The sequence below is a fragment of the Aldersonia kunmingensis genome, from assembly GCF_001646865.1.
Classification (GTDB): Bacteria; Actinomycetota; Actinomycetes; order Mycobacteriales; family Mycobacteriaceae; genus Aldersonia; species Aldersonia kunmingensis.
The window spans coordinates 1-23,783 of the sequence record NZ_LRRB01000130.1 but is presented as its reverse complement, the minus strand read 5'-3'; the positions used below and the strand labels follow the sequence as shown (position 1 = coordinate 23,783).

At 65.5% G+C, this 23,783-nt stretch carries 23 protein-coding genes, 1 tRNA gene and 1 pseudogene; 10 read left to right on the top strand and 15 right to left on the bottom strand.

Going from position 1 to position 23,783, the window contains the following annotated elements:
- Positions 1-45: 45 nt before the first annotated feature.
- Entirely contained in the window at positions 46-369 is a 324-nt protein-coding gene (locus A8G08_RS10285; protein ID WP_068273411.1) for a WhiB family transcriptional regulator, read from the bottom strand.
- A 293-nt stretch (positions 370-662) separates the two neighbouring features.
- On the opposite strand from A8G08_RS10285, the gene A8G08_RS10280 reads away from it, so the two are divergent.
- On the top strand, positions 663-2,993 hold the full coding sequence (locus A8G08_RS10280; protein WP_068273409.1) for a penicillin-binding protein: 2,331 nt from the start codon (positions 663-665) through the stop codon (positions 2,991-2,993).
- 9 nt (positions 2,994-3,002) lie between these two features.
- Here A8G08_RS10280 and A8G08_RS10275 read toward each other — a convergent pair whose 3' ends face one another.
- Complete coding sequence (locus A8G08_RS10275) at positions 3,003-3,467, bottom strand: GatB/YqeY domain-containing protein (RefSeq protein WP_068273407.1); 465 nt, start codon at positions 3,465-3,467, stop codon at positions 3,003-3,005.
- Between the two features lie 114 nt (positions 3,468-3,581).
- Here A8G08_RS10275 and A8G08_RS10270 point away from each other — a divergent pair, with 114 nt between their 5' ends.
- The 4 genes from A8G08_RS10270 to A8G08_RS10255 all read left to right on the top strand — a co-directional run bounded on the left by A8G08_RS10270 (position 3,582) and on the right by A8G08_RS10255 (position 5,893).
- A complete protein-coding gene (locus A8G08_RS10270; protein WP_068273429.1) occupies positions 3,582-4,550 on the top strand; it encodes a metallophosphoesterase in 969 nt (322 codons plus the stop codon).
- A gap of 19 nt (positions 4,551-4,569) precedes the next feature.
- The gene (locus A8G08_RS10265; RefSeq protein WP_068273405.1) at positions 4,570-4,779 is read left to right on the top strand and encodes a hypothetical protein; all 210 of its coding nucleotides are present in this window, start codon (positions 4,570-4,572) and stop codon (positions 4,777-4,779) included.
- A gap of 81 nt (positions 4,780-4,860) precedes the next feature.
- Positions 4,861-5,754 (top strand): DUF8017 domain-containing protein, encoded by an 894-nt coding sequence (locus tag A8G08_RS10260; protein ID WP_068273403.1) that lies wholly within the window; start codon positions 4,861-4,863, stop codon positions 5,752-5,754.
- A 65-nt stretch (positions 5,755-5,819) separates the two neighbouring features.
- Positions 5,820-5,893, top strand: a tRNA-Pro gene (locus tag A8G08_RS10255).
- 74 nt (positions 5,894-5,967) lie between these two features.
- Here the strand turns inward: A8G08_RS10255 and A8G08_RS10250 are convergent.
- The 3 genes from A8G08_RS10250 to A8G08_RS10240 all read right to left on the bottom strand — a co-directional run bounded on the left by A8G08_RS10250 (position 5,968) and on the right by A8G08_RS10240 (position 8,710).
- Positions 5,968-6,711, bottom strand: a complete 744-nt coding sequence (locus A8G08_RS10250) for a hypothetical protein (protein ID WP_245672762.1) — start codon at positions 6,709-6,711, stop codon at positions 5,968-5,970.
- A 5-nt stretch (positions 6,712-6,716) separates the two neighbouring features.
- Positions 6,717-7,082, bottom strand: coding sequence for a DsrE family protein (locus tag A8G08_RS10245; protein ID WP_068273400.1), 366 nt, complete (start codon positions 7,080-7,082; stop codon positions 6,717-6,719).
- A gap of 101 nt (positions 7,083-7,183) precedes the next feature.
- Positions 7,184-8,710 carry an HD domain-containing phosphohydrolase gene (locus tag A8G08_RS10240; protein WP_068273398.1) on the bottom strand — a complete coding sequence of 509 codons (1,527 nt, stop codon included), beginning with the start codon at positions 8,708-8,710 and terminating at the stop codon, positions 7,184-7,186.
- Positions 8,711-8,857: 147 nt separating this feature from the next.
- Between A8G08_RS10240 and A8G08_RS10235 the strand changes: the two genes are divergently transcribed.
- The 3 genes from A8G08_RS10235 to A8G08_RS10225 all read left to right on the top strand — a co-directional run bounded on the left by A8G08_RS10235 (position 8,858) and on the right by A8G08_RS10225 (position 11,467).
- Positions 8,858-9,469 (top strand): TetR/AcrR family transcriptional regulator, encoded by a 612-nt coding sequence (locus A8G08_RS10235; protein ID WP_068273428.1) that lies wholly within the window; start codon positions 8,858-8,860, stop codon positions 9,467-9,469.
- Complete coding sequence (locus A8G08_RS10230; RefSeq protein ID WP_068273395.1) at positions 9,466-10,332, top strand: phytanoyl-CoA dioxygenase family protein; 867 nt, start codon at positions 9,466-9,468, stop codon at positions 10,330-10,332. The genes A8G08_RS10235 and A8G08_RS10230 overlap by 4 nt, the downstream gene beginning before the upstream one ends.
- A gap of 124 nt (positions 10,333-10,456) precedes the next feature.
- A complete protein-coding gene (locus A8G08_RS10225) occupies positions 10,457-11,467 on the top strand; it encodes an SDR family NAD(P)-dependent oxidoreductase (protein ID WP_068273394.1) in 1,011 nt (336 codons plus the stop codon).
- Here A8G08_RS10225 and A8G08_RS10220 read toward each other — a convergent pair.
- Both A8G08_RS10220 and A8G08_RS10215 read right to left on the bottom strand, forming a co-directional pair.
- Complete coding sequence (locus A8G08_RS10220) at positions 11,464-12,525, bottom strand: LLM class flavin-dependent oxidoreductase (RefSeq protein ID WP_068273393.1); 1,062 nt, start codon at positions 12,523-12,525, stop codon at positions 11,464-11,466. The genes A8G08_RS10225 and A8G08_RS10220 overlap by 4 nt on opposite strands.
- On the bottom strand, positions 12,522-13,652 hold the full coding sequence (locus A8G08_RS10215; protein WP_068273392.1) for an LLM class flavin-dependent oxidoreductase: 1,131 nt from the start codon (positions 13,650-13,652) through the stop codon (positions 12,522-12,524). The genes A8G08_RS10220 and A8G08_RS10215 overlap by 4 nt, the downstream gene beginning before the upstream one ends.
- Positions 13,653-13,810: 158 nt before the next feature.
- Between A8G08_RS10215 and A8G08_RS10210 the strand changes: the two genes are divergently transcribed.
- Both A8G08_RS10210 and A8G08_RS10205 read left to right on the top strand, forming a co-directional pair.
- Positions 13,811-15,037 (top strand): LLM class flavin-dependent oxidoreductase, encoded by a 1,227-nt coding sequence (locus A8G08_RS10210; RefSeq protein WP_068273391.1) that lies wholly within the window; start codon positions 13,811-13,813, stop codon positions 15,035-15,037.
- Complete coding sequence (locus tag A8G08_RS10205) at positions 15,034-16,368, top strand: NtaA/DmoA family FMN-dependent monooxygenase (protein ID WP_068273389.1); 1,335 nt, start codon at positions 15,034-15,036, stop codon at positions 16,366-16,368. Before A8G08_RS10210 ends, A8G08_RS10205 begins: the two co-directional genes overlap by 4 nt.
- A gap of 70 nt (positions 16,369-16,438) precedes the next feature.
- Here the strand turns inward: A8G08_RS10205 and A8G08_RS10200 are convergent, their stop codons facing one another.
- The 8 genes and pseudogenes from A8G08_RS10200 to A8G08_RS27430 form a co-directional block, all read right to left on the bottom strand.
- A complete protein-coding gene (locus A8G08_RS10200) occupies positions 16,439-17,662 on the bottom strand; it encodes an acyl-CoA dehydrogenase family protein (protein ID WP_068273426.1) in 1,224 nt (407 codons plus the stop codon).
- Positions 17,663-17,762: 100 nt separating this feature from the next.
- A complete protein-coding gene (locus A8G08_RS10195) occupies positions 17,763-18,362 on the bottom strand; it encodes a hypothetical protein (RefSeq protein WP_245672761.1) in 600 nt (199 codons plus the stop codon).
- Between the two features lie 57 nt (positions 18,363-18,419).
- Positions 18,420-19,394 carry an MlaD family protein gene (locus A8G08_RS10190; protein WP_068273387.1) on the bottom strand — a complete coding sequence of 325 codons (975 nt, stop codon included), beginning with the start codon at positions 19,392-19,394 and terminating at the stop codon, positions 18,420-18,422.
- Positions 19,391-20,446 (bottom strand): MlaD family protein, encoded by a 1,056-nt coding sequence (locus A8G08_RS10185; RefSeq protein ID WP_068273386.1) that lies wholly within the window; start codon positions 20,444-20,446, stop codon positions 19,391-19,393. Before A8G08_RS10185 ends, A8G08_RS10190 begins: the two co-directional genes overlap by 4 nt.
- The gene (locus tag A8G08_RS10180) at positions 20,443-21,435 is read right to left on the bottom strand and encodes an MlaD family protein (RefSeq protein ID WP_084436089.1); all 993 of its coding nucleotides are present in this window, start codon (positions 21,433-21,435) and stop codon (positions 20,443-20,445) included. The genes A8G08_RS10185 and A8G08_RS10180 overlap by 4 nt, the downstream gene beginning before the upstream one ends.
- A gap of 13 nt (positions 21,436-21,448) precedes the next feature.
- Positions 21,449-22,489 carry an MlaD family protein gene (locus A8G08_RS10175; RefSeq protein WP_068273423.1) on the bottom strand — a complete coding sequence of 347 codons (1,041 nt, stop codon included), beginning with the start codon at positions 22,487-22,489 and terminating at the stop codon, positions 21,449-21,451.
- Positions 22,486-23,517 carry an MlaD family protein gene (locus tag A8G08_RS10170; RefSeq protein WP_068273383.1) on the bottom strand — a complete coding sequence of 344 codons (1,032 nt, stop codon included), beginning with the start codon at positions 23,515-23,517 and terminating at the stop codon, positions 22,486-22,488. Before A8G08_RS10170 ends, A8G08_RS10175 begins: the two co-directional genes overlap by 4 nt.
- A pseudogene (locus A8G08_RS27430) lies at positions 23,514-23,783 on the bottom strand (MlaD family protein); the annotation flags it as partial. The gene A8G08_RS10170 and the pseudogene A8G08_RS27430, both read right to left, overlap by 4 nt.

The following is a 23,783-nucleotide window of genomic DNA, read 5'->3' as shown; positions in this document are numbered from 1 at the left end:
AGCTCGGTTGGCCCGAACGTCATCGGGTCAACCGGAGTTTGCGTTTCAGATCGCGGGCTGGTGCCTGCGCTGTGCCTCGAAGAAATCTGCCCAGGACTCGACCTCGGGATGCTGCTTGAGCAGCGCGCGGCGCTGCCTTTCCGTCATCCCGCCCCACACCCCGAACTCCACTCGGTTATCGAGTGCATCCGCCCCGCACTGCATCAGTACCGGACAATGCCGGCAGATTGTGGCCGCTTTACGCTGCGCTGCGCCTCTTACGAACAATTGGTCGGGATCGACTTCGCGGCACCTGGCCTGCGAGACCCATGCGATCCGTGCCTCTTCGTGTCCAACATCGAGATGAGCGACCGGGGTGTTGATTCGCATCCGCCTAGCCCCTTTGCAGTTTGAACACCGAGGCACACATACACCGACTCGACTGCGGGGAAGCCGCCTTAACACCAGCGCCACCGTTTGTCGAGCTACATCACATCTTTGTCTCGGTGTTAGCTGTATCACATCCAAGGAACAATCTAGGTAACAAAGAGTTGTTGGCGCAACCCATACGATGATGAATTTTGGTACGCGCGTGCTGGGACTCGCAAAAAGCGGTGACGCGCACCCCTCCTCGAATCGAGTGTTCTACGCTCCTCGCGAAACCGCCACGTACTCTGTGTGTCGTGCCGAACGCCAACACCCTCGCGAAACTCGGTGGCAGCTGCTTGCTCGCCGCCGTTCTGCTCGCGGGTCTTCTCTTCCCCGTGGCGGGTGGACTGGGTTATCTCTCCAATCGCGCCGCGGACACAGTCGACAATGTTTCCGCCGAGCTCGTCGAGGGCGTCGTCCCCGCAGTCTCGACAATGGTCGACACCGCGGGCAACCCGATCGCATGGTTGTACGAGCAGCGCCGCTTCGAGGTACCGAGCGACCAGATCTCCAACGACATGAAGCTCGCGATGGTTTCGGTCGAGGACCGGCGCTTCGCAGAGCATCAGGGCGTGGACTGGCAAGGCACGATGCGCGCGTTCCTCACCAACACCACCACCGGTGAGGTGCAACAGGGCGCGTCGACGATCGACCAGCAGTATGTGAAGAACTACCAGCTGCTCGTGGTCGCCAAGACGGACGCCGAGCGGCGCGCGGCGATCGAAACGACACCGGCCCGCAAGATCCGCGAGATCCGGATGGCGCTCACGCTGGACAAGAAGCTGACCAAGGACGAGATCCTCACCCGCTATCTCAACCTGGTCCCGTTCGGCAATTCCTCCTACGGCATCCAGGACGCCGCACAGACCTACTTCGGCATCGACGCCGCCGACCTGAACCTCACCCAGTCCGCGATGCTCGCCGGCATGGTGCAGAGCTCTTCGAAGCTCAACCCGTACACGAACCCGGTCGGCGTGCTCGACCGCCGGAACACCGTCCTCGACACGATGATCCAGAACCTGCCCGGGCGGGCCTCGGAGATCCGCGCCGCCAAGCAGGCCCCGCTCGGCGTGCTCCCCGAACCGCGCATCCTGCCGCGCGGCTGCATTGCCGCCGGTGACCGTGGCTTCTTCTGTGATTACGCGCTGAATTACCTCGCCAACGCGGGCATCAGCCGCGAGCAGATCGAGAAGGGCGGATACCTGATCCGCACCACGCTCGACCCGGTCGTGCAGGACTCGACCAAGGCCGCGGTGTCCAGCATCGCCAAGCCGAACCTCAAGGACATCGCCGAGGTCATGAACGTCGTCGCGCCGGGCCAGGATTCGCATCGCGTGCTCGCGATGGCGAGTAGCCGCAAGTACGGCCTCGACGGCGACAAGAACGAGACCGTGCAGCCACAGCCGTTCTCGATGGTCGGCGACGGTGCGGGTTCGGTCTTCAAGATCTTCACCACCGCGGCGGCAATGGAAAAGGGCCTCGGCATCAACGCGACGCTGGATGTTCCCGGGTTCTTCGCCGCGAAGGGCATGGGCCACAGCTCGACACCGGGCTGCCCATCCGACTCGTACTGCGTGAAGAACGCCGGTAGCTACAAGGGCTCGATGTCGGTCACCGAGGCCCTCGCAACCTCGCCGAACACCGCGTTCGTGAAGCTGATCCAGTCGGTCGGCGTCACCCCGACCGTCGATATGGCGGTGAAGCTCGGCATGCGCTCATACACGCTGCCCGGCACCTCGCCCGACGGCACGCAGAGCCTTGCCGACATGTTCAAGGACCAGAACCTCGGCTCGTTCACTCTCGGCCCGGCCGCGCTGAACCCGCTCGAGCTGTCCAATGTCGCGGCGACGCTCGCGTCGCATGGAATGTGGTGCCCGCCGACCCCGATCGATTCGATCGTCGACCGCGAGGGCAAGCCGGTATCCCTCACCCAGCAGGCATGCGAGCAGGTGGTGGAACCCGGTCTCGCCGACACGCTCACCAACGCATTGAGCAAGGACCACGTCAGCCCGGGTACCGCCGCCGGATCGGCCGCCGCAACCGGCTGGAACCTGCCGGCGGCTGGCAAGACCGGCACCACCGAGTCTCACCGGTCCTCCGGCTTCCTCGGCTACACGAACTCGCTCGCCGCGGCGGTATACGTCTACGGCGACAGCCCGACACCCGGCGAGATCTGCTCGTTCCCGCTCCGCTCGTGCGGCGGCGGCAACCTGTACGGCGGTAATGAGCCCGCCCGCACGTGGTACACCGCGATCAAACCGATCGTCGGCAACTTCCCGCCGCCGGTATTGCCGCCTACAGACCCGGTCTACGTCCGTGGCGCGAAGAACGCGCAGGTGCCCGACGTGACGGGCATGGCGCAGGGCTCCGCGACGGCAACGCTCACCGGCAACGGATTCCAGGTGAACCCCGTGACGACAAGCGGCAGTCAGGCACGCGGCACGGTCACCGGATACACCCCGGGCGGCACCGCGGTGCCGGGCTCGACGATCACCATCTACGTCAGCGACGGCAGCCAGCGACCGCGCCCCGCACCGCGCGTGCCCCGGCCGCCGGCTCCCCCACCGGCTCCCGCGCCGCGCTGACCGGGCGGCTTAGAGCCGCAGCTTGACCGCGGCCGAGATGCGAGAGCCGTCAGCCTTGCCGGCGGCCATCGCGCTGGCGTGCTTCATGACCTGCCCCATCTGCCGCATCCCCGGGCGCTCACCGATTTCCTCGGCGACTTGGGCGATTGCGGTGTCCACGAGGTCCGCGAGCTCGGCATCGGTCAACGGCGTCGGGAGGTATTCGTCGATCACCTGCGCCTCGGCATGCTCCTTGGCCGCCAGTTCCCCGCGGCCGTTCTCGGTGTAAACCTCGGCCGCTTCGCCCCGCTTCTTCGATTCCTTCGCGAGGACCTTCAACACCTCGTCGTCGGTGAGTTCCTTCGCGGTGCTCCCGGCGACCTCCTCTGTCTGGATTGCCGCGAGCAGCATGCGCAGGGTGGCGACCCGCAGCGCGTCCTTCGCTTTCATCGAGGCAGTCAGGTCGGAACGCAGTTGGTTCTTGAGTTCGGCCATGGTCGTCAACCTACGCGGTGCAACAGCGGATGCGGGCGCATCGGAAACGACGGAAGTATCCCGCTGGGAGACGACGGATGCATGCGCGCAGGAGGCGTCACATATCCTGGTTTGATGCCGGCCTACTCGAACACGATTACCCGGGCCGTGGCGGGCGCCGCCGGCGCCGCAGCGCTCGGCATCGGATACGCCACCCTGATCGAGCGCAATGCGTTCACACTGCGCGAAGCGACGCTTCCGGTGCTCGCACCGGGAACGCGGTCGCTGCGCGTGCTGCACATCTCCGACCTGCACATGATGCCGGCGCAGCGGTTGAAGCAGCACTGGCTGCGTGAGCTCGACGACCTCGAGCCCGACCTGGTGGTCAACACCGGCGACAACCTGTCCCACCCCCGGGCGGTGCCCGCGGTGGTGCAGTCCCTCGGACACCTGCTATCCCGTCCGGGCCTGTTCGTGTTCGGCAGCAACGACTACTTCGGGCCGACTCCGAAGAACCCGCTCAAGTACTTCAACCGCGACCACAAGCGGGTCCACGGCGATCCGCTGCCCTGGCGCGACCTCCGGGCCGCGTTCATCGAGCGCGGCTGGCACGACCTCACCCATGTGCGCCGCGAGTTCGAGGTGGCGGGCGTGAAGATCGCAGCTGCGGGTGTCGACGATCCGCACATCAAGCGCGACCGCTACGACACCATCGCCGGTGCCCCCAACCGCAACGCGGAGCTTCGCCTCGGACTGACGCATTCGCCCGAGCCGCGTGTGCTCGACCGCTTCGCCGAGGACGGCTACGACCTGGTGATGGCGGGCCACACGCACGGCGGCCAGCTGTGCCTGCCGTTCTTCGGCGCACTTGTGACCAACTGCGGACTGGACCGCTCCCGGGTCAAGGGCCCCTCGAATTGGGGTGCGCACACCAAGCTGCACGTTTCGGCAGGAATCGGCACGTCGCCATGGGCGCCCGCGCGCTTCGCATGCCGCCCCGAAGCCACGTTGATGACGCTGGTTGCGGCGCCGCCGCGGCAGGTGAAAAGTGAGCCTGGCCGAGGCCTATCCGAAACCGATACTGTGTTGGGCCGCACCATCTAACGGACGGCCATGGCCGCCCATGTCGGCAGGCGACGGCGACGGGCCGGAAGGAACCTACTCCGACGATCCGCGTTGTCTCGCTACCGAATTCACCGTGCAGGCCTTCGCGTTCCGGCTCGCTCCGAAGGCACCGATGCAGCTGCTGGTACACAGCGGGAACGGCGGAACGGGCACGACAATCGATACCGAGTTCGCCCGGCGGATCGCGACGACAGTCCGACCGCTCTAGCGCGCGCACCAACTGACGGCCGACCGGTCGTCATCAACTCAGTCCGGGCAGCCATGCCCGTGTCACGTATCCGGGGGGATCATGACGAACGACGCTGACCGCCGCTCATCGACAGAAAAGTATTCGTCGACAACGACTTACGAATCGGCGCGGGAGCCCCAGGCGTACGGCGAGGTGGGATCGCTGTTCCCCGCCGACGAGCCCCCGAAGCGTCGCAGAGGTCCGCGCTGGTGGGTCGGGTGGCGCCAGTTCTTCCGCAACCTCGTGCGGATGGTCGCGGTCTTCGGACTTGGCCTGCTCGCGATCGCCCTGATCGAACACTTCACCGACTGGGAGTTCGGCGGCCATTCGTCGCGGAAGCACCACTCCAGCCACTCGTCCTCGCATCCGCACCCCGCCGGGGGCTCCCCCGCGGCGCCGACAACGACCGCGACACCGACGGTGCCGGGCTTCCACGTTGTGACGGATCCATTCGACGAGGTCGCTTACGACGTACCAGGCGACTGGATCATCGAACACGGATCGGAAAGCCACGGGTTCGCGCGCAATGGTGACGAGATGAAGGCAGTCACCAGCGCGTGGAAAGAACTGACCACATGCGGCGAACGAGCGATTTCGCTCCTGCGAGGATCATTTCTTCCCTACGACCCAGACCTCGCGAGCGACAGTGTCGTTCGCGCGGCCCGGCTCGCCTACGGTGTATCCGAGGTTGCACCCCGCGCGGAGTCATTTACGAGTACCGCTGGCGTCTCCGGCGTACTCGCCCAAGTGCATGGCAACGCGGGGCCGGATGAGCGCGACTGCCCCAGCACCGGATTCACGGTGTATGCCTTCGTTTTCGGGATTGGCCCATACAACACAGCTCACACCCTGGTCGTTGCCTTGGACGACCCGCCCGGCACGAAGCTCGACACCAAACTCGCCCGCCGCATCGCGTCCACCGTGCGCCCGCTCCCGGGTGGCCCAACACCATAAAATCCCTCTGACCACCCGATTTAATGACTGCGACCGACCTACGCTAAGCTACGTCAGGTCACACACGGGGTGTGGCGCAGCTTGGTAGCGCGCTTCGTTCGGGACGAAGAGGTCGTGGGTTCGAATCCCGCCACCCCGACGCTAGGTTGAGATAGCAAACAAAGGCCCTGGCCGCAGAAATGCGGGCCGGGGCCTTTGCTATTACCGGTGCTGTCACCCCGGTGCGGTCGCCACCGCGTTCCGGACTGCGTCGAATTCGGAGCGGTCCAGGATTTCCCAGACTGCCTGACCGATGGCGAGGACGCCGCGGGCGGGCAACGGCACTCCACCCATATCCGGGTTTTCGGACAATTGGGTCGGCGCACCCAAATCCACGCCGTCCAGTTCGGCATCGGAGTCGTCGATCAGGTACATCCGCTGCGGCATCAAGACTCCGTAGTGACCGCTCGGCATGACGCCGGCGAACTCCAACTCGCCCATGCCGAGCCCCTTACCCATGAGCTCCCGGGCATGACGCAGCATCGCCGGACGCCAGGTCCAGGCCGGTAAACGGGCTCCCATCGCATTGAGCCCCCGCAGGATCGTCGTCGTGCGCGGACGAACCGTCCAGTGCAGGCGCGCCGAGTCGACAGTGATTGTCAGGGCATTGCCTTCGGTCCAGTCCAGCCCGATGTTCGCGTGCTCGACCCGATCGGCCGCCGCTCCGTAGTAGCGCGGGCACGCAATATCGAATCGCGGCCCGTCGACATAGATCGACCAACTGCCGGCAGGGTCTCGGTGCCACACAGTGATGTACGGGGCGAAGGAGCCCTGCGGAAAGACGCGCAGGGTGAGGACATGGCCGGAGTCGAACGGCAAGCCGAAAACACCCCAGCCGCGCACGTACTCGTGGTCGGGCCACGGTGGCTGCCCGACGCCTGGTTCGATCGCCGAAACGCGATCCGCAATGGTCTTCATGGCGATCAGTAACTGAAGGTGGTGGCCGGCTCGTCGCCGATCCACTTCCACATCGGAATGGTGCCCTGGATCTCGGCACCCTGGATCAGCTGCTCGGCGTCGAGTTGCTTGGCGTTGAAGCAGATCGGACACACGTAGTACCGGCCGCCGGCGTCGGCGTAGCGCGTGAACAGGTCGGGCAGGGACGGGCATCCGTCGCACGCGACGCCGTGCGCGACGCCCTCGACTGCGAGCCGCACCGCTTCCTTGGTCAGGAACATCAATGTCTCGCGCCCTGTCTCGGCGGCACCGACGGCAACGAGGAAAGCGACTGTCACCCGTTCCGCATCCTCGAGCCCGGTCGACAGGCTGATCACCGCTTTGTTGCTCATGATTCGTCCTCCTGGGGTCACCACCGACTGAGGTTTAGTTACCGAAGTGGGGCACTACCGAAGTTAGGAGCGAAGAGGGCGAGAGTCGTCGGGCGAACTCCCTACAAATCCATGGGATCGATGAGCCCGTTGCGGAGCGCGAACAGCGTCGCGGTCGCCCGCGAGGTTGATCCGGTCTTCACATAGATTCGTTCGACGTGCGTGCCCGCCGTCTTCTTGGCAATCCCCAGTTGGTGTGCCACCGAATTGGTAGTCGCGCCGCGCGCGATCATGACGAGCACTTCGATCTCGCGCGGCGTCAGCCCTGCCGGGCCGGAGCGACGCTTGCTCGGCGAACCGCTCGCTGCGAGAACGGCATCGGTCGCCTCACCATCGAGACGCCCCGCCCGCACTTCTGCGCGAAGTTCCGTTGTCGCCTGCTTCGCCGTCATTGCCGAGCGGCCCGAGTGGGGTTCGGCGAGAGTGCGAAAGGCACAGGCGGCGGCCAAGATTCGGGCCGGAACTGGTATCGCACTGCCGAGCAGCCCACGATGATGCCCGGAACCATCCATCCGTTCCTGGGCGAGCGCCGCGACGGCACCGACGCGACCGAGCGCCTCGGGACGGACAAGGACCCGCTCGGTGTAATAGGTGGCCATCCGCATGCGCTCGATCTCGGTCTGGCTCAACGGACCTGACTTGTCGAGGATCATCGATGGCACACCGTGCAGCCCGACGTCATGTACCAGTCCGGCGCGGCGGGTGACCGTGACGACGTCGGCGGGTAGCCGCATCAGTTCGGCGGCGTGCCCTGCCAACTGCGAGACACCACGTGAATGACCCGCGCGCGAGGGGCTGCGCAGATCGGTGAAGTCGGCGAGCGCTGTCAGCGCTTCGTCGAACTCGCACTCGGTGAGCGGAACCGCGAGCCGGGGGGCCGACCGGATGAGTTCGTAGGGATCCGATGGATTCGAATCGTCCGGAAGGATCTCGGCGGCATGCGCACGGAAAACGTCCACCAATTCGGGATCGAATTGCGTTCCACGACGCGCATCCGCGACCTCGACAGCCGCTGCGACACCGGACATCCGGTGATAGACCTCGACCACGTCGGCGAGATGGAACAGCCGTACCCCGAGGTCGATGTCGGCCCCGCCCACTCCGGCTGGAATTCCCTTGCCGTCCCATCGGGCGAAGAACTGCTGAAGCGCCGGCCCGATCCCGGAGCCGATTCCGAGTTCGCCGGCGAGCGCTGACGTTGTGAGACAGTGCGATTGGATACCCGACGCGATCCGCCGGCCTCCGGTCGCGACAACCGTGGCAACCGATCGCAGCCGCATCGCCGATGAGCCACCGGCGCCGGCATGTCCGAGGAAGAACCGCATCCCTGAGAGCCCACCGACATCGGCGTTATACGTGTCGGCACGAAACGCGATGTCGTCGCCGAATACGGCCGCCACCTCCGGCGCGTCTGTGACACAACCGATCCACGCGAGGGTCGAGATATAGAAGAGCGACTGGCGATCGACATCCGTTTCGAGATGATCGGCCAGCCGATCGGCGATCTGCCAAGCCCGCAGGAGGTGTTCCATCGGCTGCCCCAGGCCGAGGTCCAGCGCGAGCGAGTAGCTCGCCAGCAGTTCTGCCATGGCAACTCCGGAGCTGCCCGATCCGCGTTCCACCTGCTCAGGTTACTGGCGTCGTCGGTCCGACCGCGGCAGCTACCAGCAGACATGCGGCGTCAAAGAGTGCGGCCAACCCTTGTAACTGAGTTGAACTCAACTTACTCTGGAGTGGTGACCACCGCAGTTACTACTGCAAGGGGCGCCCGGGCTCGAGAGCGTCTCATCGCCGCTGCGACCGAGGAATTGGCGCAGACCGGCACCTTCGAGGTTGCCGCAGTCGCGCGCCGAGCCGGGGTCAGTGCCGGACTCCCATATCGATACTTCGGCACCCGCACCGGCCTACTGCTAGCCGTCGTGGACTCGTTCTACCAGCGGTTTTGCGACACGATCGCACTCCGCGTCTACGACGAGCCCACCTGGGCCGCACGCGAACGCCGGCGCATCGCCGACTGGGTGGGGTTCATCTACACCGAACCGGCGGCACCGGTGATCCTCGCCGGACTGGGCGAGGGCGAGTTGGCGACCGCACGCGGACGTTGGCTCCGGGAAATGAGCGGGATCGGGGCCGGGAACATCGCCCAAGGCCAACGCGCGGGCGAGATTCCCGCCGACCGCGATCCGGAGTACCTCGCGGCCGCGACGATCGGCGGCACCAACGCCGTGATCGCTATTTCGCTGACGCGCAGCCCCCGCCCGCCTGCTTCCGAAGTCATCGACCAGCTGTGGTCATTCGTATCGGGCGCCGTCGGTCTGACAACCTCACGAGAGGGCCGAATCCAATGAGCCGCAATGCCTCTGTCCGCGTCGACAAGTTGGAAGACCTGGCCGGCGATCTAGCCGGTAAGTACCGCTCCACTGCCAACGAGCGGGTGGCAGCGGTCGATCCCGATCTCGTCGACGCCGACCTGGCCGCGCTGAACCGCGATGGCTACCTGATTCTGGAACGTCTTATTTCCGCGGAGGCGTGCAGCGAAATAACGGCGGCGATCGACCCGCTACTCGGATCGTGCGGACGAAACAGCTTCGAGGGCCAGCGAACTCAACGTGTTTACAACCTGCTGACCAAGACTCGCACGTGCGACGTGATCGCAGAGCATCCACGAGTGTTGGCAATCCTCGATCGCCTGCTACTCCCGAATTATCTGCTGTCCCAATTGCAGGCCATCAATATCGAACCCGGGGAAGCAGCGCAGCTGCTGCACTTCGACGACGCCATGTACCCGATACCGCGTCCACGGCCCGCGCTCAGCGTCACCACGATATGGGCAATCAACGACTTCACCGCCGATAACGGCGCCACCGTCGTCCTCCCCCGCAGCAATAGCTGGGGCGGCGGGCGCAGACCTACCGACGACGACGAACGGCTCAGCGTCGCCATGCCGGCCGGGTCGGTCGTCGTCTTCCTCGGGACGACGTGGCACAGCGGGGGCGCGAACAGCTCCGAGGATCGGCGCCTCGGGATTACCTCCCAATACTGCGAACCGTGGCTGAGGCAGATCGAAGCACTCGCATTGTCGACACCGCCCGACACTGTCCGGACCGTCTCGGAGAACATCCGTCGAATGCTCGGCTACAGCGTCTACCCGCCATTTGTCGGCATGGTCGACGGCATGCACCCAAAACGAATCCTCGAAACCACTGAATAGCCGCCAACAGCGCTGACCAGCCGCTTCGATGACAGTTACCACCCGGCAATTTTCGATACCGCATGGCACGATACTCTCAACCGAACAACGCTTCTATTGAGAAGCATGGAATTGGGAGCATCGAATGCGCGTAGCGGTCACCGGCGGGACGGGCTATGTCGGGGCACATATCGTGCGCCAATTGCTCACCGAAGGGCATGAGGTCAAGCTGCTGGTCGCCCCGAACGAGAGGGAGCGCATCGAAGGGTTGCTCGCGGCGCTCTCCGAACTCGGCACAATCTCGACCCTCGTCGGTGATGTGCGTAGCGACGACGTGATCTCGACGCTGCTCACCGATTGCGAGGCCGTCGTGCACGGCGCAGGCATCGTGGGGACCGACGACAGCCAGGCGAAGCTGATGTGGGAGATCAACGCGGACGCCAGCGAGCGCGTGCTCACGCAGGCGGTCTCTGCGGGCCTCGATCCCGTCGTGCTGGTCAGCAGCTATGCCGTGCTCTTCCCCTCGCCCGACCCGATCATCACTCTCGACTCCCCCGTCGCGGATGCACGCAGCGCCTACGCCCGATCCAAGGCGCACGCCGAGCAGACCGCGCGGCGCCTGCAAGCCGAGGGCGCACCGGTGGTCATCACCTACCCCAGCAGCGTGGTCGGTCCGGCATTCAACACCGCAGCCGGTGTGACCGAACAGGGTTGGGGGACGATTACGTCCCTGGGCTACGCGCCTCGCCTACAGGGCGGCATGGCGATGATCGATGTCCGCGACATCGCGGAAGCGCATGCCGCGATCGTGAGCGGCGGATCCGGCAAGGGGCCGCGACGGTACCTGTGCGGCGGCGAACTACTCGAGTTCGATGCGATGATCGACGCGCTCGAGCGTGGCAGCGGCTCCAAGATTCGCCGTATCCCGCTGTCCCCGAGCATGTTCCGATTTCTCGGCCGGCTCGTAGACACGATCGGAAAGGTCGTGCCGATGAGCGCGGGCTTCGGACGTGAGGCAGCCGAACTCCTGACTGCGGCCACACCCACCGACGATTCCGTGACCCTGGGCGACTTGAACCTGAAGTGGCGCTCGCCTGCCGATGCGATCGCTTCGTGCGGCACCGCGGCCCCGACGGGAAGCAGCCCCGCCTCCTAGCGCGAGACCAGCGCCGCCGACCCGAGCGGGCGGCTCGGAATGCGGCCGCGCAGCACCGGCGCGACATCGGATTGGAACAATTCGAGGCTGCGGCGGTGTGCGCCCGCCGGCAGGCCGTCACTGTCGGCGGACAGATGGATGACCTCGTGCCCGAGCCGTTCGTGGTACCGGCCGACCTTGTCGATCATCTGTTCGGGGCTGCCGATCAACGCGGAGCTGCGCTCGACGAAATCGGCGATGGACTCGAATACGACCGGCAGCCCCGCGCTGCGCGCAAACGCCAGTCGCGCAGCGAAGATCGGCTCGTACTCCGAAATCGCCTGCTGCGAAGTAGGTGTCACGTGGAACCCTGCCGTCCCGGCACCGACGAGCGCATCTGCCCGGTTCCTCCCGTACGAAGCCCACACGTCCCGGTAGTGATCGATGAGCTCCGCGTACGGCTCGATCGGATAGGTGACGTTCGCGGAGAAGACCGGGTCACCGTGCCGGGCAGCCAGTTCCACGGATGCCTTCGATGTGGCACTTCCGTGCCAGATCCGGATCTCGGGCTGCAGCGGCCGCGGCAAGACCTTGGCTTCGGTGAGCGACGGCCTGAAGCTCCCGCGCCACGTCACGGACTCCTCGCGCCACAGCTCGCGAAACAGCTCGTACCCCTCGCGGTTTCGGGCCCACTGATCGTCCGGGGTGACGTGAAAGAGCTTGGCCTGCGCGGCGCCGTTGCCCTTGCCGATCATCAGTTCGAGCCGGCCGCCGGAGAGATTGTCCAACGTCGCGTAATCCTCGACCGCACGCACCGGATCGAGCAGGCTGAGCGTCGTGACCGCCGTGAACAGCGCGATACGGTCGGTCAGCGCCGCGATATGGCTCAGCACCACCGGTGGTGATGACGAGATGAACGGGTCCTCATGCCGCTCACCTACCGCGAAACCGTCGTACCCAAGTTCCTCGCCGAGTTGCGCGGCCTCGACTACCTGACGCAACCGTTCCGCGGGCGAACTGCGCACGCCGGTAACCGGGTTGGGTTGGTGCGTGATTAGCGTGATGAGCAGGAACTTCATTCGGCGATGCCCCACGCCCGGGCAAGCAGCTCGTGAGACCGCTTCCGGTCCGCAAAATCGTGTGTGACGCTGGTGATTACGAGCTCGTCCGCACCGGTCACCCGAGCCAGCGTCGACAGTCGTTCGACCACGGTGTCCGGTGCGCCGACGAACTGGGTGCGCACCCGATCGGCAACGAGCGCGTACTGCTCCTCGTTCAGCGGCTCGGCCGAAGCCGGATCGAGGTACGGCGCAGCACCGGCACCACTGCGAATGCTGTAGACCCAGTGCCCGTAGGTGGCGGCGCGCCGGCGTGCGGTCTCGTCGTCATCGGCCACCACGACGTCGGCCGACACCACGACGTATGGCCGTTCCAGCACCGCTGAGGGACGGAAGGACGCGCGGTAGGCCTCGACCGCCTCGAGTACCGTGCTTGGGCTGACGTGATAGTTGGCGACGAACGGGAGCCCATTGGCGCCGGCCACCTGCGCACTCTGGCCCTTACTGCTGCCGAAGATCCACACCTGCACCTGAGCACCTTCACCGGGCACTGCGTTGAGCCGCACCTCATCTGCTGTGTAGGTGCCACCGAGCAGGGCGACCACCTCGTCGACGGCATCCGCGAAATCCGGTGGCGTAGCACCGGGAAACTGCACCGCAGCGTGCGCCGCGGCCAATCGCGGCGAGCCGAGCAGCTTCTCGATCGGGAACGGTTCAGGGAGCAGAAGTCCGTCGACCACCCGCTCGGAAGCCGGCTGCCGGCGGGGTGGTCGGGTGGCGGCGGAAAGCGCCTCGCGTCGTCGCTGCCCGGATCGGCCGAGGCCGAGATCGAGTCGGCCGGGATACAGAGCGTCGATCGTGCCGAATCCTTCAACCACCGATGACGAGGTGTGCTGTCCGATCTGGACTGCTGCCGAGCCCACCCGGATGCGGTCGGTAGCCGCCGCGATCAGGCCGATCAGCGTGATCGTGGACGAACTGGCGACCGCGACGAAATGATGTTCGGCCAGCCAGAAGCGTCGATAGCCCAATTCCTCGCAGTACTGCGCGAGGGCGACGCTGTTGCGGATAGCCGCGGCGGGGTCGGACCCCGCACTGATCGGAGCGAGGTCGAGCACGGACAGCGGAATGGGTGGTGCTTCGGACAACTCGAGCTCCTCTCGGGCACAGTTCCAACCCCAGTTAGCCCGCGGCGGGCGTAAGACGCACCCGTTGAATTCACGCAGATCGGAAGCAGCCGAATCGGAATTGCCTGCACGCGCCAGGAGTTCACAGTGCGCAGACGAGAAAGGTTTCGGAGGGTGCGATGACAGCGGATCAGACCAAGCCCGGGATTCATGTCGCGGTGGCGCTCGATGCCGCCGGCTGGCATCCGGCCGCGTGGCGTGAGGAGAGCGGCCGCCCGTCCGAACTCTTCTCCGCTCGATACTGGGCAGAACTGGTCGCCGAGGCAGAACGCGGCCTCCTCGATTTCGTCACCATCGAAGACACCTTCGGTATTCGGCCCGCGAAACTGGGTTCGCCAACGGAGCGGACCGATCGGGTAAGCGGTCGCCCGGATGCGGTGCTCGTCGCCGCCCGCGTCGCACCCACCACCACGCATATCGGGCTCATCCCCACGGCGGTCGTGACGCACACCGAGCCCTTTCACCTGGCCAAGGCCATCGCCACCCTCGACTACACAAGCCGTGGTCGCGCCGGTGTCCGGCTGCAGGTGTCGGCTCGGCCGCACGAGGCGGCGCTGTTCGGCCGGCGAAGTTTCCCTGATGTCGCGGTCACCGATCCGAACGATGCCAGCGCCGCCCCGCTCGTGGACGAACTGTTCAGCGAAGCTGCCGATTACGCCGAGGTGCTGCGAAGGTTGTGGGACAGCTGGGAGGACGACGCCGAGATTCGCGACGTCGCTACCGGACGGTTCGTCGACCGGGACAAGCTGCACTACATCGACTTCGAGGGATCGAAGTTCTCGGTGCGCGGACCATCGATCACGCCACGCCCGCCGCAGGGACAGCCGCTAATCTCTGCGCTCGGACATCAGCGGGTGCCGTACGAGTTCATCGGCAGTTCAACCGATCTCGGATTCATCACCCCGCGCGACACTGCCGACGCCGAGGCCATCGTCGAGACGATCGACGCGTCGCGGCGCGCGGCGAACCGGGATGCTGAAACCGGGCACATCTTTGTGGACCTCGTCGTCTTCCTCGGCGACACCGCAGCGGAGGCGGCGGCGCGCAAGGCACGCCTCGATGAACGAGGCGGCGCGGAGTACACCAGCGACGCGGAGATCTTCGTCGGCACCGCCAAGGGACTCGCGGACCGCATCGCGGAGTTGACTGCCGTGCAAGGGGTGACCGGAGTCCGCCTGCGCCCGGCCGCATTGCCTGACGACCTCACTGCGATCACCCGCTTCCTGGCGCCGGAACTGCAGCGGCGCAACCTATTCCGCACTGCGTACGGCGAGGCGACGCTGCGGGAACGGCTCGGACTGAGCCGCCCTCGCAACCGCTACGAGCGAAAGGCCGATATCGCATGACCAAGCAGGTGCATCTCGCCGCGCATTTCCCCGGCGTCAACAACACCACGGTCTGGAGCGACCCGGCGGCGGGCAGCCATATCGAATTCGACTCGTTCGTGCATTTCGCCCGGACGGCCGAGCGGGCGAAGTTCGATTTCCTGTTCCTCGCCGAGGGCCTGCGGCTACGCGAGCAGAACGGGCTGATCTACGACCTCGACGTGGTAGGACGGCCGGACACGTTCACGGTTCTTGCGGCACTCGGCGCGGTGACCGAACGCCTCGGCCTGACCGGAACGATCAACTCGACGTTCAACGAACCACTGGAAGTAGCAAGGCAATTCGCGTCGCTCGACCACCTGACCGACGGCCGGGCAGCGTGGAACGTGGTGACGTCGTGGGATGAGTTCACCGGTGAGAACTTCCGCCGAGGTGGGTACCTGCCGCAGGATCAGCGCTACGCGCGCGCGAAGCAGTTCCTCGAGGTTGCCACGACGCTGTGGGATTCCTGGCGTGACGACGACATCGTCGCGGATAAGGACAGCGGCCAATTCCTCGCACGCCCGGATGTCGGCAGCTTCGCCCATACCGACTCGCAATTCGATATCGCCGGACAATTCAATGTGCCGCGCAGCCCGCAGGGCAGGCCGGTCGTCTTCCAAGCGGGTGACTCCGAGGAGGGTCGAGAGTTCGCCGCTGCCAAGGCAGATGCGATCTTCTCCCGCCATTCGACGTTTGATGCCGGGCGCGAGTTCTACGCGGACGTCAAGGGCCGGCTCGCCGCGTACGGGCGCACGCCCGAGGAACTGCTGATCCTGCCGGCCGCGACGTTCGTGCTGGCGGATACCGACGCCGAGGCAGCAGAACTCGCGCATGAGGTGCGGCTACAGCAGGTGAGCGGACAGACCGCGATCAATTTCCTCGAACAGCTGTGGAATCGGGATCTGTCCGATCACGACCCGGAAGGTCCCCTGCCCGAGGTGGATCCCCTTCCGGGCGAGAACACCGTCGCCAAGGGGCGGGCGAGTACCCGGCATCATCGCGATCCGCGCGATATCGCAAGGGAGTGGCGCGATCTGGCTGCCGCGAAGAATCTCACCACGCGTGAGGTGGTCATCGAGGTGACCGGACGACAGTCGTTCGTCGGTTCGGCGCGAACGATCGCCGAGACCATCAACCACTTCGTGCAGTCCAATGCCTCGGACGGATTCATCCTCGTCCCGCACATCACACCGGGCGGACTCGACCGTTTCGCCGACGAGGTCGTTCCGCTTCTGCAGGAGGCGGGTGTGTTCCGGACCGAGTACACCGGCACAACCCTGCGCGATCACCTCGGCCTCGCGAGGCCCTGAATGACTCGGACTCGCCGGTGCCGAGGGGGCACTGGCGAGTCCGAGTGACTAAAAAGTGTAGCGGTACAGATTATTTGGCGAGCAGTCCCTTTGCGACGTGGCCGACCTGAACCTCATTGCTGCCGGCGTAGATCATCAGCGACTTGGCGTCGCGCGCAAGCTGCTCGACGCGGTACTCGGCCATGTAGCCGTTGCCGCCGAAGAGCTGCACCGCCTCCATTGCAACATCGGTCGCTGCCTTGGACGAGTACAGCTTCATGGCCGAGGCCTCCGAGAGGCTCAGCGGCTTACCCGCCTTGGCCCGCTCGACCGCCGAGAAGACCATGTTTTGCACGTTGATACGCGCAATCTCCATCTCGGCGAGCTTGAGCTGGATCAGCTGGAACTGGCCGATGTTCTTGCCCCACAGGGTGCGTTCCTTGGCGTAGTCGACCGACAGCCTCAGGCACTCATTGATGATGCCGAGCGACAGCGCTGCGATACCGACGCGCTCGGCGGTGAAACCGGACTTCGCGCCTTCGGACCCGCGGGAGTCCGCGCCGGTGTCCTCGGTCTCGCCGAGGAGGCGGTCCTTGGTGAGGCGCACGTTGTCGAAGAACAGTTCGCCGGTGGGCGAGGACATCATGCCCATCTTCTTGAACGGCTTGCCCTGCGTGAGGCCTTCCATCCCGCTGTCGAGGACGAAGGTCAGCACCTTGCGGTTGCGCTTGTCCACATCCGGGTTGCCCTCGTCGAGCTTGGCGAACACCACGATCGTGTCGGCGTACGGGCCGTTGGTGATGAAGGTCTTGTTGCCGTTGAGGATGTAGTCCTCACCGTCGCGACGCACCGTCGACTTCATGCCGCCGATCGCGTCGGAGCCCGAATCCGGCTCTGTGATCGCCCACGAGCCGACCTTCTCCATGGTGACGAGCTCGGGCAGCCAGCGCTTCTTCTGCGCAAGGGTGCCGCGCGAGCGGATCGTCCCCGCGGTCAGGCTGCTGACGCCCATCGAGGCGATGATGCCAAGGCTGACCCCAGCGATCTCGGTGTTGAGCAGGAGGAACGTGGTGTCGGCCATGTTTCCGCCACCGCCACCGGGCTTCTTCTCGCCCTTTGCCTCGGCCTCGAGTTCCTTCTCCAGCGCCTCGAGGGCCATCTTGTCGACGCCGAAGGTCTTGTACAGCTTGCGTGCGATGTCGTACGGCGGAAGCTTCCCCGACTCCAGCTCATCGATGTGCGGGCGCACCTCCTTGTCGATGAACCCGCGCAGGGCGTCGCGAATCATCAGGTCTTCTTCGGACCATTCGAACATCGTTCTCTCCTCCATGCGTGGCCCAGCGCTGGGGCCACAAAATACTGAAACCACTTTCAGAACCCGAGGTCAGCGTGCCACCAAACCCCGGATCCGTCCATCATTTGCCGGGTATCGGTGCCACCCCACCGCTGATATCGGTGATCTGCCAGCCCGCGTTGCTGTCCACGGTGATCGGGTAGAGCGCGGTCGTCGAGACGCCGTTCGGGGACTGCACGTTGCTGGTCTTCACATCGACGAAGACCTTGACGACAAAGACACCGTCGTTCTGCGATTCGATGGTGCTGCCGACCAGCGATCCCGTCGACACCCATTGCAGCTGACCGAGCAGGTCGCGCAGGGCCGGCTCGCTGGTGGCGAACTGATTGGCCATGTTGCCGTTCACGCCGGACTTCAGCGACGCGAACCACGGATCGAAGTTGCGGTAGTCGATCGCGGCCGCGCGGACCGCATAATCGGCGGCAACCTGCTCGGCATACTCGGTATCGGCCTGGGTGGTCCGCAATGCGTCCAGGTCGTCGCGGTAGTCGACCATCTTCCAGAACGAAACGACGGATACCAGTGCCAGCGCGGCGACGAGCACTGCCACCACCCACGGCTTGGTCAGTGCCGCACGCAGGCCGCCACCCGGCTTGTCGGTCGTAGTGGCTTCGTTCTCGGCACCGTCGGTGCGCTTGTCGTCTTCGGTGATGCTGCTCATCGGGCCTCCCTGAAAACTCGGAGTTCGTGCTGTCGTGCGAATGTTCTTGCGGTACTGCTAGTTCGGCATCGCCACCTTCAGCCGCACAACACCGTTCTCGTCGACCACCTGCAGACCTCGTTCGACGAGGGCACCCAGGTCGGTCCGCATGCCCGGCGCGGCCGCATTCAGGTATGGCTGCAGCACCGCGATCACGGCCGCTGCTTCCGGCATCGTCTTCTGCAGGTACTCACCGATTTTCAGCGTGAACGGAATCACGACGTCGTACCAACCGACGCCACCCTCGCTCGCCTCCGCCAGACCAGGGAACAGGCTCCACAGGGTCGCGAACGGGATGTTCATCGCCGCGAGTTTCGGCGCCGCGATCCGCATCGCCTCGCCCACCTGCGCCTGGTCCGATGCGGCCAGCAGCGACTGCGCATTGTCGAACAGCCCGGCGAACTCGCTTTCGTACGCCGTGACGGTGCGTGCGGTGCGCCGCGAAAACTCTCCGATAGTCGCGAGATCGGCGTCGCGCCCCAGCCATCCGTCGGTGATCGTGGTGGCAAGGCTGTTGATCGTGTCGGGATCGAGCTGTCCGAGCAGGTTCGACACCGAGGCGAGCATGTCGCTCACCGTCGTTCCGGCATCGACATTGTTGTTGATCAGGGCGCCGTCGGCGATGTAGGGACCGATGTCGTCGGGCGACGAGAACTCGATGTATTGCTCGCCGACCAGGGACAGGTTCGCGACCCGGATCTCCGACGCCACCGGGATCTGTTCGCCGGCGTCGACGACGATCGTCGCCTGCAGCGAATCGGCCCGCGTGCGAATCTCGGTGACCTCGCCGACCTCGATCCCGTTGTAGAGCACCCGCGAGTGCGGCTGGAGCCCACCGGATTGCGGTAGCGACACGCGCACGGTGTTGTTCTCGCGCAACGGATCCAGATGCAGTATCCCGACGGCGAGATAGGCGGTGAGCGCAAGGGAGATGACCACGAGCAGCGCTAGCGAGGTGCGAGCGCCGAGTGTGCGGCGTCCGGTCCGGCTCATCGCATCGCTCCGATCATCCGCAGCACCGCGGCGACGGCAGCGGTTCGATCCGGGTTCGAACCACCGTCTGGACGACCGTCATCGGTCGTGATGTCGACGATGTTCACCGAGGGGTTCGCCACGAGCGGACCCACCTGATCGGCAAGGATCCGGTCGAGCTTCGCGATGTCCTCCGGCAGGGTGGTGTCCAGTCGGGTCGCCGTGGCCACCAGCGGTTCGACAACATCGATCAACGCAAACAATGTCTCCTGGCGAGGGATGACGAGGTCGCCGATCGGAACGACGTTCGCACCCAGTGCCTTCAGCACGTTGGACAGGCCGAGGAACGCCGAGACCGCGCCACTCACGCGCTCCGGACCCACGTCGAACGAGAACGCGAGCTTGCTCGCGTTGGTGTCGAGCGTGGTGGATATTTGGGAGACCGAATCGATGGCCTCGTTCAACGAGTCCTGCTCGCCTGCCAGCCGGGCGACCAGTGCACGGAGTACCTCGACGCCATGGTCCCGTTCGGCGATTTCAACAGGGAAGGACCGGTTGGCATTCTCGACGGCCCGCTGCATCTTCTCCAGCGTCCCGCCGTTGGCCAGCGCCGCGATGCCGCCGAGCAGATCCTCGACCTGCGGCGACACGGTGGTCTGCGCGAGGGGAATGACGCCCTTGTCCGCGAGCATCGCACTGAACGCACCTGCCGGCGGCGTCAGTGCGATGTAAAAGTCACCGAGCACGGTGGCCTGTTTCAATTCGGCCGTACTGTCCGCAGGGACCTGCACATCCGCTTGCAGGTCGACGGTAGCGAGTGCTACCCGGCGGCCGTCGCGTTCGGCGATTGCCACATCGCGCAGCACGCCGATCCGGCTGCCGTTCATCAGTACCTTGCTGCGGGCGGGCAGGTTCAGCACGCTGCCGAATTCGATGCCCAGTTCGTAGCTTTCGCCCGACACACGGGTACCCGGCAACGGAAGATCGGTCGGCTGTACCGAGCACGCACTCAGCAGCGCGACCAGTGCCACTCCCACCGCGGCGCCCAAGCGTCGAACCGGAATGCCGATCATCGTCCACCTCCGACGCCGGCCGAGAGCAGTTGCAGCAGGCGGGCGTCCACCGTCCCCGGCTTCACGACCAGGTCCGGACCGTCCGCGGGCGCCGCCGCAATCCGGCGCAGGCCCGCCGACACCTGCGGCATCAGGTTCAGGGTGTCGATGAAGGCTTGGGTCTGCCCCGGATCCAGATCTGCCACCAGCGGATCCAGCACCGCGAAGACATTCGGCGCGTAGCTTCGGATGAGGCGCAACAGCGTCGGCATGAGCTTGGTGGTTTCCACCACGGTGGGATTGAGTTCGGTGAACCAGGCATCGAACGTCTCGGCGAAGCTGCCGAGTTCGGTGAGGCCCAGTTCGAGGTCGGGCCAGCGGGTGAGGAAGTAGCCGGTCAGCTCGTCGACGTTGGTGAGCAGCGAGCGCAGCTGGCTGTCGCGCAACGCCGGATCACCCAGTGCCGCAGCAAGTCCCGCCACCGCAGCATTGAAGTCACCGGCCGAGCCCTTCAGGCTCGTATCGAGGTTGTTCATCGCTTCCCGGACCAGTTGCTGCTGTTCCGGGGAGGACGCGGCAGCCTCGGTGACCTCTTCGGACAGCTTGTCGAAGGCGGTGAACGCCGCGCTGACACTCTTCGGGGTGTGGGTGCGGTCGAGTGGAATGCACTCGGCCATATCCCATTTCGGTCCCGCGATATTGCCCGATGGAATCTCGAGTCGGCGATCGGTGACGATCGACTCGGATGTCGTGACCGCGGAGACGTCGGCCGGGAAGTCGACCTCGCGGTCGAGCCTGAATCCCACCCGGACGTGACCGCCCTCGGCCGAGACGCCGGTGACCTTGCCGATCTTCACGCCGCGCATGGTGACGTCGTTGCCCTCGTACAGGCCGACCGCATCCGCCATCTCCGCGCACCCGTTCACGCTGCTGTCGGCGCTGGTCATCACGACGATGCCGCCGACCGCGAGGACTGCCACCGCGGCCACGGCAATGGTTGCCGAACGCATGTTCAGGCCCACGTCAGCACCCCTTCTGCGGACTCGGGATGCAGATGCCCGCCAGCCCGGCGCGGGCCGGGTCGATGTTCACCGCGGGGGCATCGATCACCACCGGGGACGCATCGACGGCGGCACGCTGTCCGGGTAGACCGACCGTGCCGGCGATCCGGGCAACGATGGTGCGCAACGTGTTCAGCAGGTCGTCGATCTTGGCCGGCTGCTCGCCCAGACGCCGAGTGATGTCGATAATGTCCTGGAACGGCGGCTCGATCGTTCCGGAGAACGCGTAGATAGGTTTGCCGAGGAAGGCGAAGATCGCGCCGATCGATTTGACGGTCTCCACACCTTCCGCCTTGACCTGATAGGCCTTGGCCCCGACATACCCGATCAAGCGCAGCAATTCGACAAGCTTGGCGCGGCCGCTGTCGAGGTTGGCCACGTACTCCTCGGTGAGCGCGACCGCACGATCGAGATCGTCTTCCTGTGCGCCGACCGCGGTCGTCAGGTCCTTCATCCCGCCGATGATCTGCCGGATGGCTTCCGGCTGACCGTTGAGCGCCGCCTCGACCTGGGCAAGGGTTTGCGAGATCACGACACCGTCGACCTTCGCAACCACGGAACCCGAGTCGTTGATGACGTCGGCGAGCGTGTACGGCACGGACGTACGGTCCACCGGAATTACGTTGTTGCCCAGCGACTCCCGGCCCGCTGGATGCAGCGCGAGATAGTGACCGCCGATCGCGGTGAGCAGCCGGGCGTGCACCGAGCTCGCATCACCCACCGCCACGCCATCCTCGACGGTGAAACGAACCTCCACCCGATCGGGGTGCAGGTCGACTGCGGATACCTCGCCGACCTGGATCCCGGCGATGCGAACCTCGTCGCCGACACGCAATCCGCCGCTCGTCTCGAAGTCGGCGCGGAACTCGCGGTGCCCGAACGGGTTCAGGTAGATCAACGTGCAGACGAGGAGGAGCACGACAGCGACGGCGATGCCAGCCAGGCCGATGCGCAACTGGCGGCGTTCCAGCGAACGGATATCCCTGAGGACGGGTCGGCTCATCGGCACAACACCACCGGCACACCTGCGAGCAGGACCTGTGTCATCGGCGTCGGCAGGGCCTGCCCCTCGCTGCAGACGAGCTGCCCGCGGACCGCAGTGGTCGCGTCGAGCGACGCGACAATGCCCGGGAGCCGGCCGAGCAGTTGTGTCGCACTGTTGATTCCGGGAACCCACTTGCGCACCAGCCGGTCCACCTCCGCGTAATTGCCGTAGTAGGTGTCCTCGAGACTCGAGAGCAGGAGCCGCACCGGGCCGAGACTGCGCGAGGCCAGCCGCAGCGACTCCTGCGTGTCCTCCGCACCGTTCGCGAGCACGCCGAACGCGTCACCCATGCGGCTGATCAGGTCGTTGAGCTGCGGCGACTTGTACTGGATTTGTTCGGCAACGGTGCCGAGCTGGGCGATGATCATGCCGATCAGTGCCGACCTGTCAGACGCAAGCCGACTGACCTGGGTGAGCTGTTCGAGCATCGATCCGAGGTCGGGCCCGCGTCCCTCGACGACAGCGAGGACGTTCTGCATCAGCGTGTTGAGTTGTTCGGGTTCGAGTGTTTTGAACAGCGGCCGAAGCCCGTTGAACAGGGACGTGACATCGAACGACGGAACCGTGCGGGCGGTGGGAATGACTTGCTCGGGCGGGCTGACACCCGCTCCCGCACCGTCGACGAACAGGTCGAGGTAGCGCTGGCCGACAAGGTTCAGGTAGCGCACGGCGATCTGGGTGTTGTCGAAAACCTTCGTCTCATCGGTGACCGTGAAGTGCACCTGCGCCAGCGCGGAGCCTGCGGAGCGCTCATCTGCACTGCCGCCCACGAGGTCGATCGACTCGACCTTGCCGACACGCACACCCAGCTCGCGGACGTCGTTGCCGACAACCAAGCCCGAGACATCGGTGAACTGCGCTGTATAGGTGCGCTGTTCGCCCTCCACCGGCGGAGACAGCGCCTCGAACAACACGACACCCGCGGCGATCATCGCGACGACGAACAATGTGAAGGCAATTGTCACGCCCGGGCGGATCCGCCTCATCGGCCACCACCCAGGACCGACGTGATCTGCGGCAGGGACTGCAGTGTGACGCCGAGCTGCAGGGTGACCTTCCCGTTCTGGGTGGGCATCGACTTCTCGATCCGGTCGATCAGGGTGTGGACGTCCTCGGTGGCCGGTGCGACCGTGCCGAGCGTGTAGCCGAGCGGCGCACCGAGCGTCATCGCTGCGTCGAGCGAGGTCGAAAGCTCCTTCTGGCTGGCGCCCACGACCTGTCCCAGTTCGATGAACAGCTGCACGAGACCGGT

Bases quoted from the DNA above. Each gene is read 5' to 3' on its own strand.
- A8G08_RS10285 (WP_068273411.1), bottom strand. From the start codon at position 369: ATGCGAATCAACACCCCGGTCGCTCATCTCGATGTTGGACACGAAGAG.
- A8G08_RS10275 (WP_068273407.1), bottom strand. From the start codon at position 3,467: ATGGCCGAACTCAAGAACCAACTGCGTTCCGACCTGACTGCCTCGATG.
- A8G08_RS10270 (WP_068273429.1), top strand. From the start codon at position 3,582: ATGCCGGCCTACTCGAACACGATTACCCGGGCCGTGGCGGGCGCCGCC.
- A8G08_RS10265 (WP_068273405.1), top strand. From the start codon at position 4,570: ATGTCGGCAGGCGACGGCGACGGGCCGGAAGGAACCTACTCCGACGAT.
- A8G08_RS10260 (WP_068273403.1), top strand. From the start codon at position 4,861: ATGACGAACGACGCTGACCGCCGCTCATCGACAGAAAAGTATTCGTCG.
- A8G08_RS10250 (WP_245672762.1), bottom strand. From the start codon at position 6,711: ATGAAGACCATTGCGGATCGCGTTTCGGCGATCGAACCAGGCGTCGGG.
- A8G08_RS10245 (WP_068273400.1), bottom strand. From the start codon at position 7,082: ATGAGCAACAAAGCGGTGATCAGCCTGTCGACCGGGCTCGAGGATGCG.
- A8G08_RS10240 (WP_068273398.1), bottom strand. From the start codon at position 8,710: ATGGCAGAACTGCTGGCGAGCTACTCGCTCGCGCTGGACCTCGGCCTG.
- A8G08_RS10230 (WP_068273395.1), top strand. From the start codon at position 9,466: ATGAGCCGCAATGCCTCTGTCCGCGTCGACAAGTTGGAAGACCTGGCC.
- A8G08_RS10225 (WP_068273394.1), top strand. From the start codon at position 10,457: ATGCGCGTAGCGGTCACCGGCGGGACGGGCTATGTCGGGGCACATATC.
- A8G08_RS10220 (WP_068273393.1), bottom strand. From the start codon at position 12,525: ATGAAGTTCCTGCTCATCACGCTAATCACGCACCAACCCAACCCGGTT.
- A8G08_RS10210 (WP_068273391.1), top strand. From the start codon at position 13,811: ATGACAGCGGATCAGACCAAGCCCGGGATTCATGTCGCGGTGGCGCTC.
- A8G08_RS10205 (WP_068273389.1), top strand. From the start codon at position 15,034: ATGACCAAGCAGGTGCATCTCGCCGCGCATTTCCCCGGCGTCAACAAC.
- A8G08_RS10200 (WP_068273426.1), bottom strand. From the start codon at position 17,662: ATGTTCGAATGGTCCGAAGAAGACCTGATGATTCGCGACGCCCTGCGC.
- A8G08_RS10195 (WP_245672761.1), bottom strand. From the start codon at position 18,362: ATGAGCAGCATCACCGAAGACGACAAGCGCACCGACGGTGCCGAGAAC.
- A8G08_RS10190 (WP_068273387.1), bottom strand. From the start codon at position 19,394: ATGAGCCGGACCGGACGCCGCACACTCGGCGCTCGCACCTCGCTAGCG.
- A8G08_RS10185 (WP_068273386.1), bottom strand. From the start codon at position 20,446: ATGATCGGCATTCCGGTTCGACGCTTGGGCGCCGCGGTGGGAGTGGCA.
- A8G08_RS10180 (WP_084436089.1), bottom strand. From the start codon at position 21,435: ATGCGTTCGGCAACCATTGCCGTGGCCGCGGTGGCAGTCCTCGCGGTC.
- A8G08_RS10175 (WP_068273423.1), bottom strand. From the start codon at position 22,489: ATGAGCCGACCCGTCCTCAGGGATATCCGTTCGCTGGAACGCCGCCAG.
- A8G08_RS10170 (WP_068273383.1), bottom strand. From the start codon at position 23,517: ATGAGGCGGATCCGCCCGGGCGTGACAATTGCCTTCACATTGTTCGTC.